A 14,518-nucleotide genomic window follows, 5' to 3' on the forward strand; every position below is an offset into this window, starting at 1 on the left:
ACTCAAACCGAGCAGAGGCAAAGGGACATTATCCCCAGCGTCATCCACCATCTGGAGACGACACGCGAGTCGCGTCTACAGTTGATTTTGCGCTGACGGATGCCGCTGACTACCGTTGCTCCGAAAGTTATCCACAGCCGGGGACGGGCTCGCCGCACCGATGCCGCTGAAGCCTGAGGGGGGCCATGTCGACCCAGGAGATTCCGGATGTTCCGGTCTGGACCGCCGCGCTAGAGATCATGCGTGGAGACGATCGGATCACCCCGCAGCTGGAGGGGTTCCTCAATCTCGCGGTAGCTCAGGGCGTCATGGGGGGCACCCTCTACCTGGATGTTCCGAACGAACTGACCGCCGCGCAGATCAACAAGAGGATGCGCGCGCCGATCCTCGAGGCGCTCGCGCACGCAGAAGATGGCAGGGGTGAGAGCGTGTCGGCCTTCCGTGTCGTCGTGAATCCTGACCTTGCCGAGTCTCACCTGACGGCGGTCATGCCGTTGGCGGCACCGCCCTCGGCATCCGTGCACCGCGCTGCCGAGGAACCCGTCGAATCGACGAGTACCTCCTCACGCACCGACACGCGCTTGAACCCGAAGTACACCTTCGACAACTTCGTCATCGGCCAGTCCAACCGGTTCGCCCACGCAGCGGCAGTCGCCGTCGCGGAAGCTCCCGCGAAGGCGTACAACCCGCTGTTCATCTATGGCGACTCAGGCCTCGGCAAGACCCACCTCCTGCACGCAATCGGCGACTACGCGATCAGCCTCTATGCCGGCATCAAAGTTCGGTACGTCTCGAGCGAAGAGTTCACGAACGACTTCATCAACTCGATCGCCAACAACCGCGGCGCTGCCTTCCAGGCTCGGTACCGGGATGTCGACATCCTGCTCATCGATGACATCCAGTTCCTGCAGGGCCGCGCAGAGACCCAGGAAGCCTTCTTCCACACCTTCAATCAGCTCCACGATCACGACAAGCAAGTGGTGATCACCAGCGACGTGCCACCCAAGCACCTGACCGGATTCGAAGATCGGATGCGGAGCCGGTTCGAGTGGGGGCTCATCACAGACGTTCAAGCACCAGACCTCGAAACCCGCATCGCGATCCTGCGCAAGAAGGCGCAGAGCGAGCGGCTCCACATTCCCGACGACGTGCTGGAGTACATCGCCACCGCGGTCTCGTCGAACATCCGTGAACTCGAGGGCGCGCTCATCCGGGTGTCGGCCTTTGCCAGCTTGAATCGCTCGAGCCTGGACATCTCGCTCGCCCAAACCGTGCTGCGCGACATCATCGATCAAGATGACGCCAACGTCGTCTCGCCGACCGACATCATCGCGGCCACCGCCACCTACTTCAAGCTCTCGGTCGATGACCTGTACGGATCGAGCCGCTCGCAGGCAGTCGCCACCGCTCGACAGATCGCCATGTATCTGTGCCGCGAACGCACGAGTCTTTCGCTCCCCAAGATCGGTCAACTCTTCGGAAACCGCGACCACACGACGGTCATGTACGCGTACAAGAAGATCAGCGACCTCATGAAGGAGCGGCGCTCGATCTACAACCAGGTCTCCGAGATCACCGCTCAGCTCGGTCGAAACGGTCGCTGAGGCGTCCTCTCACACGCGCAATCTGGGGCTCATAGGAGCCTCATGGATTCTCACTTGACACAGCGCTATCGCGGGCACAAAAATACGCGTTCCCCACAGTGTGGATAACTTGTGGATAAGTGTGGAAGCAGCGCTCTCAGCTGTGAGTGAAGCGACTCTCGGTTGTGGAACACGGGCGGAAGCGGTGAGCTCCAGCACACCGCTTCACGCAACTCATCCGCAGCCCCTCCACAAATGACACGAATGTGGTTTCGGCTCGGCACAAGGGATCGGGAGATTCATCCCCAGTTTCCACAGGCGTTAACACCATGACAAAGAACTTCTTGAAATGAATCCGGTTCGATGACCTTAAGTGCGGCTCGGGGCTCAGCGTGAGCCCAGCGGATCTCTTGAGGTCACAAGACATGTGGGCACTAGCATGGGAGAGCCCAACCGGATCGAGGGAGCGCGCGTGAGGTTCGAAGTCAACCGCGATGTGTTCAGCGAGGCTGTGTCGTTCGTCGTCAAGCTCCTGCCACAACGCAACCCGCAGCCGATCCTTGCGGGAATCCTGATCGAGGCCAGCGCAGACGGCCTCTCCCTGTCGGCCTTCGACTACGAGGCGTCGGCGCGAACCCTCATCGAGGCGACTGTCGATGACCCGGGCACGATCCTCGTCCACGGACGACTGCTGTCCGAGATCGCGAACCGGTTGCCGAACGCCCCGGTCACTGTGCGCGTCGACGATGACGGCGGCATCCTGCTCACCTGTGGGTCGGCGACCTTCACCCTGGCATCCATGCCGGTTGCTGAGTACCCCGCGATTCCCGAAGTCACCGGCGAGTCGGGTCTCGTCCCCGCCGAAGACTTCGCAACCGCAATCGCCCAGGTCGCCTTCGCCGCATCACGCGACGATGTCACGCCGGTTCTCACCGGTGTTCAGCTCGAAGTCTCGGGTAACCGCCTGAGCCTCGTTGCCACCGACCGTTACCGGGTCGCCCTGCGTGAGATCCCTTGGGATCCGGCAAGCGGCGCATCCCAGGAGGGCGCAACCGCGCTGGTCCCGGCGCGAACACTGACCGAAGTCGGCAAGACCTTCGCGCACTCGGGACAGATCTCCATTGCGTTCTCGGGCAGCGGTGACCGCGAGATCATTGCGTTCACCGCGGGTAACAAGACGGTCACGTCGCTGCTGATCAAGGGCAACTTCCCCCCGGTGCGACGGCTCTTCCCCGAGCAGACCGAACACCACGCTGTCGTGAGCACCTCCGAATTCGCCGAAGCCGTCCGGCGCGTTTCGCTGGTTCTGGATCGGTCCGCACCGCTGCGATTCACCTTCACTGCAGAGGGCGTGTCGATGGATGCCGCGGGCACCGAACAGGCCCGGGCAACTGAGTCCGTCGATGCGACGCTGAGCGGGGAGGATGTGACGCTGGGCCTGAACCCCCAGTATCTGCTCGAGGCGCTCGGTGCAGTTCGCAGCGAGTTCGCACGGGTCACCTTCACCTCCAGCGACAACGCCAACAAGCTCAGCCCCGTGCTCATCACGGCGCAGACCTCGGTCGACCGGTCGGGCGAGGATTCCTTCAAGTACCTGTTGCAGCCGAACCTGCTGCTGCGCTGAGTTCTGGCGCGGGTCAGGCGTCAGTCGTGGCGGATAGCCTGTACCGATGATCGTCGAGCGGCTGAGTCTCACCGACTTTCGCAACTACGCGCGCGCCGATCTCCAGCTCTCCAGCGGACCGACCGTTCTGGTCGGAAGCAACGGGCAGGGCAAGACGAACCTCGCTGAGGCCGTCGCGTATCTCGCCACGGCCGGCTCACACCGGGTCTCCTCAGACGCACCACTGGTGCGAGACGGTTCCGACTTCGCCATCGTTCGGGCAACCCTTGCGCACGGGGAGCGTCGGTTGAACGTCGATGTCCAGATCAACCGCCAGGGATCGAACCGCGCACAGGTGAATGGAACCGGCATCCGTACGGGCGAACTCGGTCGCTATGCGCATGTCGTATTGTTCGCGCCGGAAGACCTGCAGATCGTCCGCGGTGATCCGGGTGCCCGGCGCCGCTTCGCGGACCAGCTTCTCGTGCAGCGATACCCGAGACTGTCGGCCACGCTCGCCGACTACGATCGCGTTCTCAAGCAGCGCGGGGCGCTGCTGAAATCGGCGCGCGCCAGGCGCCTGGACTCGGATGCCCTGCCAACCCTGGACGTATGGGATGACAAACTCGTGGCTCTCGGGGTGGAGATCATCCGGGCGCGCGAAGCACTCGTGAGGGATCTCGCGGGACCGATCGCTGATGCCTACGCGTCAATCGCCGGGGCCGATCACGCTCCGGACGCGCGGTGGGTGCTTTCCGTGGACGGCGCCGACCCTGATGACGATGAGCGCAGTGTTGATGTCACCGAATCCGGCGACCTGTTCGAGCGGTTCCGCGCGGCGCTGCGTGAGAAGCGCAGCGCAGAGCTGGAACGCGGGGTCAACCTCGTGGGTCCGCACCGCGACGACCTTGTGCTCTCGCTTCGCGGTCTGCCGGCGCGCGGGTACGCCTCGCATGGCGAATCCTGGTCTCTGGCTCTGGCGCTGCGCATCGCGTCGGCTCATCTGCTCCGAGCCGAGTCGCAGCTCGGTGACCCGATCGTCATCCTTGATGATGTCTTTGCCGAACTCGACGCGGGCCGCCGGGTGCGGCTGGCCGACATCGTGGGCGAGTTCGAACAGGTGATCGTGACTGCCGCAGTTGAGCAGGATGTTCCTGCTGAGCTTCGCGTCGGCACCGTCCGTGTCGAGGCGGGCACCCTGAGTGGTAGCGGTCCGGTTGATCGAGAAGTGTCATGACCGTGGACGCGGATCAGGCATCCTCGGTACCCGAAACGATCGCGACGTACCTGCGCCTGCGCGGGCTTGCCCCGACGGCCCGCGTTGCGCGGCGACGCCGGCGTCGAACGGATGACGAGAACGAGCCGTTCACTCCAGGCCGCGATCCCAAGGGTGTCGGCGACGTCCTCACCGACCTCACGCGGGAAGCGGGATGGGACGCACAGCTTGCCCGGGAAGATGTGGTTCTCACCTGGAACGAGGTGGCCGGGGCTGAGACGGCGCGCCATACCCGTCCGGTGGGCTTTGTCGACGGCATCCTCACCGTCCAGGCTGATTCGACGGCGTGGGCTCGGCAGTTGCAGAACATGCGCTCACAGATCCTCACCGAGATCATTCGTCGGTTCCCGGACGCCGGGGTCGAGAGCGTCCGCTTCATCGGGCCGGACGTCCCCTCCTGGAAATGGGGGCCGAGAGCCGTTCCAGGCCGCGGTCCGCGCGATACCTACGGCTGAACCACCTCCCGGGACGTCGCGACGAATTTCATCGCGCCACAGGACCGTAGAGCGCTCGAACAGAGTCTGGACTTGATAGACTGGCCCACAGTCCTATCGTCGATGTGGAGCGCCTCTCACCATGCCCTCAGAAGTCCCTGAAAGCGTTCCCGAAGATCCGCAGCTCGCAAACGCCGGCAAGGTCCAGAACGAGTACGGAGCTGACGCGATCCAGGTCCTCGAGGGACTGGAGGCGGTCCGTAAGCGCCCCGGCATGTACATCGGTTCGACCGGCGAACGCGGCCTTCACCATCTCGTCTACGAGATCGTCGACAACTCGGTCGACGAAGCCCTCGCCGGCTACTGCGACACGATCACGGTCACCATCCTTGAAGACGGCGCGGTGCGCGTTGTCGACAATGGCCGCGGAATTCCCGTCGATATGCACCGAACCGAGGGAAAATCGACCGTCGAGGTCGTGCTGACGGTGCTTCACGCCGGCGGGAAGTTCGGTGGCGGCGGATACGCGGTCTCGGGTGGTCTGCACGGTGTCGGATCCTCGGTGGTGAATGCCCTCTCGACACGCCTCGAGGTGGAGGTCAAGCGCCAGGGATTCGTCTGGCGGCAGTCCTTCCGTGACGGGGGAACTCCGCTCGCGCCGCTGGAGAAGGCCGAGCCAAGCGACGAGACCGGAACGACGATCACCTTCTGGCCGGATGCCGGGATCTTCGACACCGTCCACTTCGACTACGACACCCTTCGCACCCGTTTCCAGCAGATGGCCTTCCTCAACAAGGGGCTGCGTATCACGCTTCGAGACGAGCGCCCGGAGTCCGCCTACGTCGTCGACGACCAGTCCAGCGGTACTGCTGCTACCCAGCCCCACGATGACTTCCTCTATGAGCGCGGACTCGTCGACTACGTCGAGTACCTCAACAAGGTGCGCAAGACAGAGGTCGTCAACGACGAGATCATCGAGGTCGAGTCCGAAGACACCGAGCGTCACATCTCACTCGAGCTGGCGATGCAGTGGACCACGAGCTACACCGAGAACGTGTTCACCTTCGCCAACACGATCAACACCCACGAGGGTGGAACCCACGAAGAAGGCTTCCGGGCGGCGTTGACGACGCTCGTGAACCGGTACGCGCGGGCTCAGGGCATGCTCAAGGAGAAAGACGACAACCTCACCGGTGAAGACATCCGAGAAGGATTGACTGCCGTCATCTCCGTCAAGCTCTCCGAGCCGCAGTTCGAGGGCCAGACCAAGACGAAGCTCGGCAACACCGAGGCCAAAGCCTTCGTGCAGAAGGTGGTCGGTGACCAGCTGACGGATTGGCTGGATCGCAATCCCGCGCAGGCCAAGAACGTCATCCGCAAAGCGATCGATGCCGCGACCGCGCGGCTTGCTGCGCGCAAGGCGCGCGAGACAGCACGACGCAAGAGCGTCTTCGAGTCGGCGGCGATGCCCGACAAGCTCAAGGACTGCGTCTCGAAGGACCCGTCGATCAGCGAAATCTTCCTCGTGGAGGGCGACTCGGCCGGTGGTTCGGCTGTCGGTGGTCGCGATCCTCACACGCAGGCGATCCTTGCCCTTCGTGGAAAGATCCTCAACGTCGAGCGGGCACGCCTGGACCGCGCCCTGGGCAACAAGGAAGTGCAAGCGATGATCTCGGCCTTCGGGACGGGCATCGGTGAGGACTTCGACATTGCGAAGGCGCGGTACCACAAGATCGTGCTGATGACGGATGCCGACGTCGATGGTCAGCACATCACGACGCTGCTGCTGACCCTGCTGTTTCGCTACATGCGCGGTCTCATCGAAGCCGGCTACGTCTACCTCGCCCAGCCCCCGCTGTACCGGATCAAGTGGTCGAACTCTGCCCACGAGTACGTGTACTCGGACCGCGAGCGTGACGCGCTTCTGACCGAGGGAGCCGCAGCGGGCAAGCGCATCCCGAAGGACAACGCGATCCAGCGCTACAAGGGTCTCGGTGAGATGAACGCCGAGGAGCTGTGGGAGACCACGATGGATCCCCAGACCCGGACGCTGCGTCAGGTCACGATCGATGACGCCGCCGCCGCCGATGAGATCTTCTCGATTCTCATGGGTGAGGACGTGGAGTCGCGCCGCGGGTTCATTCAGCGAAACGCGAAAGACGTCCGCTTCCTGGACATCTGAGTACGCGAGCACATCGAAACGACGAAGTAGAGACAGACATGGCAGACGAACAACGTCCCGAGCCGGAGCACAACCACGGTCGAATCGACCAGGTCGACCTGCAGCTGGAGATGCAGCGGTCCTACCTCGACTACGCGATGAGCGTCATCGTCGGTCGCGCCCTTCCCGACGTGCGCGATGGCCTCAAGCCCGTGCACCGCCGTGTGATCTATGGCATGTACGACGGCGGATACCGCCCCGACAAGTCGTTCTCGAAGTGCTCGCGTGTCGTCGGCGAGGTCATGGGTCAGTACCACCCGCACGGTGACTCGGCGATCTATGACACCCTCGTCCGGCTCGTGCAGCCCTGGGCGCTGCGATACCCACTCGCGCTCGGCCAGGGGAACTTCGGGACCCCGGGAAACCAGGGCGCGGCCGCGCCTCGATATACCGAGACCAAGATGGCGCCCCTTGCGCTGGAGATGGTCAGGGATATCGAAGAAGAGACCGTCGACTTCCAGCCCAACTACGACGGACAGACGCAGGAACCGATCGTTCTGCCTGCCCGCTTCCCGAACCTGTTGGTCAACGGTTCCGTGGGTATCGCGGTCGGCATGGCAACGAACATCCCGCCGCACAACCTCCGCGAGGTTTCCGCTGGCGCCCTCTGGGCGCTCGAGCACCCCGAGGCCACCCGCGAGGAACTCCTCGACGCTCTCATGGAGCGCATCCCGGGTCCCGACTTCCCCACTGCCGCGCAGATCCTGGGAACCAAGGGAATCAAGGATGCCTACCGCACCGGCCGCGGATCCATCACGATGCGCGCGGTGGTCAATGTCGAAGAGATCCAGGGCCGCACGTGCCTGGTGATCACCGAACTGCCCTACCAGGTCAACCCCGACAACGTCGCCGTGAAGATCGGCGATCTCGCCCGCGAGGGCCGCATCACCGGCATCGCCGACATCCGTGACGAGACCTCGGGTCGCACCGGCCAGCGCCTGGTCATCGTCCTCAAGCGCGACGCCGTCGCGAAGGTCGTACTGAACAACCTGTACAAGCACACGCAGCTGCAAGAGAACTTCGGCGCGAACATGCTGGCGATCGTCGACGGTGTGCCGCGCACGCTGCCGCTCGACGGATTCATCAGCTACTGGATCGAACACCAGGTCGAGGTCATCGTTCGGCGCACTCGATACCGCCTGCGCAAGGCCGAAGAGCGGATGCACATCCTGCGCGGGTACCTCAAGGCGCTCGACGCGCTCGACGAGGTCATCGCCCTCATCCGTCGCTCGGCGACCGTCGAGGACGCGCGCGAGGGCCTGAAGGACCTGCTCGAGATCGACGACGTGCAAGCCGATGCGATCCTGCAGATGCAGCTGCGCCGCCTCGCCGCCCTCGAACGACAGAAGATCATCGACGAAGCCACCGAGCTCGAGGCTCAGATCCTGGACTTCCAGGCGATCCTCGCCGACCCGGCGCGCCAGCGCTCCATCATCCGCGAGGAACTCACAGCGATCGTCGACCGTTTCGGTGACGACCGACGTACCGAAATCCTGCCCGGCTACGACGGCGACATGTCGGTCGAAGACCTCATCCCCGAAGAGGAGATGGTCATCACCGTCACCCGCGCCGGGTACATCAAGCGCACGCGCAGCGACAACTACCGGTCACAGCACCGCGGCGGCAAAGGCGTCAGGGGCGCGCAGTTGCGGGCTGACGACGTGGTCGAGCACTTCTTCGTGACGACGACCCACCACTGGCTGTTGTTCTTCACGAACAAGGGCCGCGTTTACCGCGCGAAGGCGTATGAGCTTCCCGAGGCCGGCCGCGACGCGAAGGGTCAGCACGTCGCGAACTTCCTCGCGCTCCAGCCCGAGGAAGAGATCGCCCAGATCCTCGACATCCGTGACTACCAGGCAGCGCCTTACCTCGTGCTTGCCACCCGCAGCGGACTGGTGAAGAAGACGCGCCTGACTGAGTACGACACCAACCGCCAGGGCGGCGTGATCGCCATCAAGCTGCGCGGCGGCGACGGTGACGATGCCGGAGACGAACTGACCTCCGCGATGCTCGTGGACGAGGGTGACGACATTCTGTTGATCAGCCGCGAGGGCATGTCGCTGCGGTTCACGGCCACGGATTCTGCGCTTCGCCCGATGGGTCGGGCTACCGAGGGAGTCAAGGGAATGTCGTTCCGCGGCGACGATTGCCTGCTGTCGGCATCCGTGGTTCGTGACGAGGGATACGTGTTCGTCGTGACTGAGGGCGGCTACGCGAAACGCACGGATGTCGCCCAGTATCGCGAGCAGGGCCGAGGGGGCCTCGGCATCAAAGTCGCGAAGTTGACCGAGGATCGCGGGGTCCTCGCGGGCGGTTTGATCGTCTCGGAGGACGACGAGGTCTTGGTGGTTCTTGCCAGCGGCAAGGTGGTACGCTCTGCCGTGGCCGAGGTCCCCGCCAAGGGTCGCGACACCATGGGTGTCGTCTTCGCCCGCCCCGATGACGAGGATCGCATCATCGCGGTCGCGCGTAACGGAGAGCGGGTTGTGGCAGAAGATGCCGCGGCCACGGATGCGTCGGATGACGCCGCCTCCCCCCAGATCGTTGAAGGAAGTCCCGACGCATGACGACGGTAGCCGACAAACTCGCCAAGAAATCCAGCAAGACCACGACGAAGCAGGTGCGCCTGCGCTTGGTCTACCTTGACTTCTGGTCGGCCGTGAAGCTGTCGTTCTTGGCTGCCGTGGCGATCGCCATCGCAACCGTCGTCTTCTTCGTGCTGATCTTCCTCATCCTGCAGACGACGGGTCTGATCAGCCAGGCTGACGCGTTCATCGGTAGCTTCACCGACGGCACGTTCTCGCTGTCGGCAGTTTTGTCTCTCCCGCAGGTGCTGGCGTTCTCGGCGATCGTCGCGATCCTGAACCTCGTGGTCGTCACCGTCATGGGCGCCGTGGTTGCCGGCATCTACAACCTCGCGGTGAAGGTAACCGGCGGCTTGCTCGTCGGATTCACCTCGAACTGACGCGGAGCGCGTTCAGGACCTCGTCGGCCGAAGGCCGGCGCTAGACGACGGTGGTTCCGAGGAACGTGCCGATCGCATAGGTCGCAGCTAGCGCCAGCGCGCCGCCGATGACCAGGCGCAGGACAGCGCGTCCCTGCGATGCGCCTCCCAGGCGTGCCGAAATCGAACCGGTGACCGCCAACGCAATGAGAACTGCCACGACGGTGACAGGAACCCGCCACTGCGGCGGCGGAAGCAGGATCGCCAACAGGGGGAGGAGCGCGCCGAACGTGAACGCGACGGCAGAGGAGAACGCTGCCTGCCACGGGCTCACGAGATCGTCTTGGTCGATATGCAGCTCCACCTCGAGGTGAGCCGCGAGGGCATCGTGGTCCGTGAGTTCCTTCGCGACCTTGACCGCAGTGTCCCGGCTGAGACCCCGCTCCTGGTACAACTGCGTCAACTCCTCGAGTTCTTCCTCGGGCATCTCGGCAAGTTCGCGCCGCTCCTTGGCGATCAGCGCCCTCTCGCTGTCGCGCTGGCTGCTCACCGACACGTACTCGCCGAGGGCCATCGAGATCGCCCCACCCACGAGACCCGCGACACCCGCGAGTAAGAGGGCCGGCGTATCTGTCGTAGCGCCCGCGACACCGACGACGAGCGAGGCGACGGAGACGATGCCGTCATTGGCACCGAGAACGCCCGCACGTAGCCAGTTCAGTTTCTGGCTGACGCCGGTCGCGTGCGGTTCGTGGGCGTGCGTTGCATCGGTCACGCCGCTCAGTCAACAACTCGCCATGACGGCGCGCAATGAAGGATCGGCTAAGCGAACTCCGGCCAGCGTGCATCCGGATTCGTGGAAACCGCGTCGCTTCGGGTAAAGTCTTGGAGGTTGACGGTGCGATGTGCCGGCACCACACGGGGCTATAGCTCAGGCGGTTAGAGCGCTTCACTGATAATGAAGAGGTCCCAGGTTCAAGTCCTGGTAGCCCCACGCAAGCCCCGGGGCCTTAGCTCAGTTGGTAGAGCGCCTGCTTTGCAAGCAGGATGTCAGGAGTTCGAATCTCCTAGGCTCCACGCATTTTTGATAGATCGCGCGCATCCTTTGACTGATGCGTTGTGCTGAATCATTCCCGCCTCGGCGGGCATCTATGTCGTAGATCGCCCGCTAGGAAAGCTCAGTGTCCGTGTTGTTGGGCCACGATCCGTTCGCACCTCGAACTTAGTTGGACAACATGGGCGCTGCCGCGAGGTGAAATGGGTCGCTGAGCCCTTTGCGCCGAAGCAGCGCACGGACTTATTAGGATGCCTTCTTCGCAGACCCACGGACTACTATGCGTCCCGTGGCGCTGGACTCCGACACGAACTTTCCAGTCGCGGCGCTTTTCGGCACGTGCACAGTGTAGGAACCCGTCTTTGCGTTACGCGCGGCAGTGCTCTTCTTGGCGGCCATGGGCGACTCCTACTCTTTTCCTCAGGCTAGTTATCTTTCGTCGAGAACGCGACACCGTTGATGCGTGTTCCCCACGCTGCGCTCAACTCGGAGGCAGCATTGATCCACTCGTCTTGGCGCGCAAGCAGCGCCGATGTTGTTTGAGCTAGTCCAAACGTGAGGACGCCCGTTGCGAAGTCGGGGTGGGTTCCGTCACCAGCAAAGACGGGGATAGCCAATACTGATCGCCACGTTGGACTAACACCCGCGGCGCGCTCCACGTCCTTGAGCTTGACCTCTTCGGATCCGATCGCCTCGCCCGCGATCCATGGACTATCGTGTCCGGTCGGCACGAGCTTCAGCTGCCGCACACCGGCGTAATACGTGCCCTCCGATGCCCATCGAGCGAGCTTGCCTCGTGCATTGGCCAACCAAAATGTGGCCCGGTACGCGGGACTGCCGAGCGCTGCCGCGATCATCTCTGCATCTGCTTCGAGTTGCTCAACATACTCGCGTTGAAGTGTTCCGAATCTCCGAGTGTGGGCGTCCCATGTGCGGCGTGATCGCTCAGCCGGGGTTAGGTAGCTATCACTCCCTGCGTGCCTCAGTTCTCGGATCACGAGGGCTACATCGGCGAGGTCGTGCAGGGTTAGTGCCTGTAGACCGATTGACTCCCACTCTGAGGTGAGCGCATCCTCGATTGTTTCGAACGTTTCACGGTCAAGACCGAGTCCCTCGCGCACAATTGTTACTAGGGCACGGTATCTCGGCTTCTCGTCGCGAACAATGAGATGCAGCCAATGGCGGATGTCCGGATCGCGGTAGGACGTCCCGGCAAGGAGTAGAGGGCCGCGTGCGAGAGCCGAGGACAAGAACTGTCGTTGCCATGCGTGAGGGTCGGCGACAAGCTCTGCGAAGTCGTTGTAGCCAACGACAGCTGAGTACTCGTTCCCGCCGAACACCGCCCCATGAAGATGGTGAATAGTTGGCACGCCGGGCTCTGCTTGACCCCCAGTATCCATGACTACTACAGGTGCGCCGCTAGTTAGCGCCGCCGACTCCAAGAGATCGTCGAAATTCAGGGTGGCGAGCGTGGTTGCCCCCGGCATTGCAGCAAAGTGACCCGCTGCCGCAAGGTGAAGCGGCGAGGGGTCGGCGCTACTAGGAGGTCGGCCGTACAGCGCCTCATTTAGGTGAGCGGCCCAGCTCGATCCAGAGCGTGCGTGCGCCGCCTCTAGCACGATCATGGGATCTTGCTTGCTGAGCAGCACCTCGGCTGCAGTGGAGGTCGTCACGAGTCCGCTCAGAACCGCGATTCGCGTGGCGAAGTCGTCCCAAGTCGGGAGACCGGAGGGTGCTGACGCGCCCGCCCCAAGCACGACAGTCAGATGGGTGTCACCAGCAAGCGCGGCGAAACTCTCCATGACCTTCCGGTCGATGTCGGGTGCACTCACGATCTCACGTTACCGATGGCCCCAGACATACGGCACCACCGCACCGACGGCCGAGGCCCTCGAAGATCGGGGAGACTCCTTCACCGTGAGATTGGCACTCATCTGCCGAACCCCCGAGGCACTCCTGCCTCTTGGCAGCGTCATGTGCGTGAAACAGCTGGCGCGTAGCGTTGCGTCACCGCGGCACGCGTGTGCGCGGCGAAGGGAGCTGACGTGTCTGCGCTGCGGTTTGGGGTCTTCGAGGTTTACGGCCCGCAAGTGGGCGGGACCCTCAGCTGGCCGCATCCGCTCAGCGACTCGATCGACTTCGCCGACCCCGAGCGCTGGGTTCGCCTGGCGCGGGTGATGGATGCCACCGGGTTCGACTTCCTGTTCTTCGCCGACGGGTACGGCTACCCGATCGTCGGCGATGACATCAGCGCAGACGCCGTCGCGCACGGCATCAACTTTTCGGGTTACGACCCCGCGACGCTCCTCCCGGTCCTCATGCGCGAGACATCCGACCTCGGATTCGTCGTGACCGCGACCACCGGTATCGACCACCCTGTGCAACTTGCCCGCCGCTTCTCGACGCTCGATGCGATCTCGTGCGGGCGGATCGGCTGGAACATCGTCACCGGTGCGTCCCAGAACGCGGTGGCGGAACTCTTCGGGCACGACGAGATGGTCGCGCACGACACCCGGTACGCGATGGCCGAGGAGTATGTCTCCCTCGCGCGGCGGTACTGGGAGGATGCCTGGAGTGATAACGCGCTTGTTGCCGACCGCGAGTCCGGCGTGTACGGGCAGCGGTCCGGCATCCATCGCGTGGTGTTCGAGGGTGACCACTACCGCTCGCGCGGATACTACGGCGCCCCGCCCACCCGCCAGCGCACGCCGCTGCTCTTCCAGGCGGGAACCTCTCCGGCCGGACGGGCCTTCGCCGCTCGGCATGCCGAGTGCGTCTTCGTGCAGGCGACCACACCGGCCCACACGGCATCCGCAGTTGCCGACCTGCACCGTCGCGCGAACGAAGCGGGGCGATCCACGCCGCTCGTGACGATGGCGGGACTGACCGCCATCGTCTCCGAGACCTCCGCTGACGCGCATGAACTCGCCGAAGAATTCGACCGGATGCAGACCGACGACGTGGTCGCTACCCTCTACGCGGGAAACACCGGCATCGATCTGCGGACACTCGATCCCGACCAGACCCTCCACCAGGTGCTCGATGCCGGTGGACCGGTCGGACAGATGGGCACCAGCAACATCGAGCGGTTCCTCGGCAGCGCCGATCGACCAGCTCCGACGGTGAGGGAGATCCTCGACGAGTTGCGCGGCCGCGGCACGCGAGGGTTCCGCCTCGTCGGAGATCCGACCGAGGTCGCGGACGGTGTGGAGGAGCTTGCGGCGAGTACGGGGCTCGACGGATTCCTCATCGAGCCGGTCTTCGGGACGAGGGATGTCGCCGCTTTCGGTGACCTCGTCCTGCCGATCCTGCGTGAGCGAGGGCGGCTTGCGCCGCGCCGATCGGATGCGACCTTCCGGTCGCGCATGCAGGGGCTGCCGCCGGCAGCTCCCGTATCGTGAAC

10 protein-coding genes and 2 tRNA genes are annotated in these 14,518 nt (G+C 63.9%); 10 read left to right on the forward strand and 2 right to left on the reverse strand.

Annotation, left to right across the window (positions count from 1 at the left end; genetic code table 11):
- The first annotated feature begins 239 nt into the window (after nucleotides 1-239).
- The 7 genes from dnaA to BGO47_RS13515 all read left to right on the forward strand — a co-directional run bounded on the left by dnaA (nucleotide 240) and on the right by BGO47_RS13515 (nucleotide 10,082).
- Nucleotides 240-1,604 (forward strand): chromosomal replication initiator protein DnaA, encoded by a 1,365-nt coding sequence (gene dnaA, locus BGO47_RS13485; RefSeq protein ID WP_292713179.1) that lies wholly within the window; start codon nucleotides 240-242, stop codon nucleotides 1,602-1,604.
- A 451-nt stretch (nucleotides 1,605-2,055) separates the two neighbouring features.
- Nucleotides 2,056-3,207: a DNA polymerase III subunit beta gene (gene dnaN, locus BGO47_RS13490; protein WP_292712676.1), complete on the forward strand. Its 1,152-nt coding sequence runs from the start codon at nucleotides 2,056-2,058 to the stop codon at nucleotides 3,205-3,207.
- Between the two features lie 46 nt (nucleotides 3,208-3,253).
- Nucleotides 3,254-4,423 (forward strand): DNA replication/repair protein RecF, encoded by a 1,170-nt coding sequence (gene recF, locus BGO47_RS13495; RefSeq protein ID WP_292712678.1) that lies wholly within the window; start codon nucleotides 3,254-3,256, stop codon nucleotides 4,421-4,423.
- A complete protein-coding gene (locus tag BGO47_RS13500; protein WP_292712680.1) occupies nucleotides 4,420-4,917 on the forward strand; it encodes a DciA family protein in 498 nt (165 codons plus the stop codon). Before recF ends, BGO47_RS13500 begins: the two co-directional genes overlap by 4 nt.
- 121 nt (nucleotides 4,918-5,038) lie before the next feature.
- On the forward strand, nucleotides 5,039-7,078 hold the full coding sequence (gyrB, locus tag BGO47_RS13505; RefSeq protein WP_292712682.1) for a DNA topoisomerase (ATP-hydrolyzing) subunit B: 2,040 nt from the start codon (nucleotides 5,039-5,041) through the stop codon (nucleotides 7,076-7,078).
- 38 nt (nucleotides 7,079-7,116) lie between these two features.
- On the forward strand, nucleotides 7,117-9,684 hold the full coding sequence (gyrA, locus tag BGO47_RS13510) for a DNA gyrase subunit A (RefSeq protein ID WP_292712683.1): 2,568 nt from the start codon (nucleotides 7,117-7,119) through the stop codon (nucleotides 9,682-9,684).
- Nucleotides 9,681-10,082 carry a DUF3566 domain-containing protein gene (locus tag BGO47_RS13515; protein ID WP_292712685.1) on the forward strand — a complete coding sequence of 134 codons (402 nt, stop codon included), beginning with the start codon at nucleotides 9,681-9,683 and terminating at the stop codon, nucleotides 10,080-10,082. Before gyrA ends, BGO47_RS13515 begins: the two co-directional genes overlap by 4 nt.
- Before the next feature lie 40 nt (nucleotides 10,083-10,122).
- On the opposite strand, the gene BGO47_RS13520 is transcribed toward BGO47_RS13515, so the two are convergent.
- The gene (locus BGO47_RS13520; protein ID WP_292712687.1) at nucleotides 10,123-10,836 is read right to left on the reverse strand and encodes a VIT family protein; all 714 of its coding nucleotides are present in this window, start codon (nucleotides 10,834-10,836) and stop codon (nucleotides 10,123-10,125) included.
- A gap of 145 nt (nucleotides 10,837-10,981) precedes the next feature.
- Between BGO47_RS13520 and BGO47_RS13525 the strand changes: the two genes are divergently transcribed.
- Both BGO47_RS13525 and BGO47_RS13530 read left to right on the forward strand, forming a co-directional pair.
- Nucleotides 10,982-11,055 (forward strand) — tRNA-Ile (locus tag BGO47_RS13525).
- Nucleotides 11,056-11,065: 10 nt separating this feature from the next.
- Nucleotides 11,066-11,138: transfer RNA gene (locus BGO47_RS13530), tRNA-Ala, on the forward strand.
- Between the two features lie 402 nt (nucleotides 11,139-11,540).
- On the opposite strand, the gene BGO47_RS13535 is transcribed toward BGO47_RS13530, so the two are convergent.
- Nucleotides 11,541-12,917: an SIR2 family protein gene (locus tag BGO47_RS13535; RefSeq protein ID WP_292712688.1), complete on the reverse strand. Its 1,377-nt coding sequence runs from the start codon at nucleotides 12,915-12,917 to the stop codon at nucleotides 11,541-11,543.
- Nucleotides 12,918-13,160: 243 nt separating this feature from the next.
- Here BGO47_RS13535 and BGO47_RS13540 point away from each other — a divergent pair, with 243 nt between their 5' ends.
- A complete protein-coding gene (locus BGO47_RS13540) occupies nucleotides 13,161-14,516 on the forward strand; it encodes an NtaA/DmoA family FMN-dependent monooxygenase (RefSeq protein WP_292712690.1) in 1,356 nt (451 codons plus the stop codon).
- The last annotated feature ends 2 nt before the right edge of the window (nucleotides 14,517-14,518 follow it).

The organism is Microbacterium sp. 67-17 (assembly GCF_001898325.1).
Taxonomy (GTDB): domain Bacteria; phylum Actinomycetota; class Actinomycetes; order Actinomycetales; family Microbacteriaceae; genus Microbacterium; species Microbacterium schleiferi.

Excerpts from the sequence above, each read along its gene's own strand:
- dnaA (WP_292713179.1), top strand. The coding sequence starts at position 240 with ATGCGTGGAGACGATCGGATCACCCCGCAGCTGGAGGGGTTCCTCAAT.
- recF (WP_292712678.1), top strand. The coding sequence starts at position 3,254 with ATGATCGTCGAGCGGCTGAGTCTCACCGACTTTCGCAACTACGCGCGC.
- BGO47_RS13500 (WP_292712680.1), top strand. The coding sequence starts at position 4,420 with ATGACCGTGGACGCGGATCAGGCATCCTCGGTACCCGAAACGATCGCG.
- gyrB (WP_292712682.1), top strand. The coding sequence starts at position 5,039 with ATGCCCTCAGAAGTCCCTGAAAGCGTTCCCGAAGATCCGCAGCTCGCA.
- gyrA (WP_292712683.1), top strand. The coding sequence starts at position 7,117 with ATGGCAGACGAACAACGTCCCGAGCCGGAGCACAACCACGGTCGAATC.
- BGO47_RS13515 (WP_292712685.1), top strand. The coding sequence starts at position 9,681 with ATGACGACGGTAGCCGACAAACTCGCCAAGAAATCCAGCAAGACCACG.
- BGO47_RS13535 (WP_292712688.1), bottom strand. The coding sequence starts at position 12,917 with ATGGAGAGTTTCGCCGCGCTTGCTGGTGACACCCATCTGACTGTCGTG.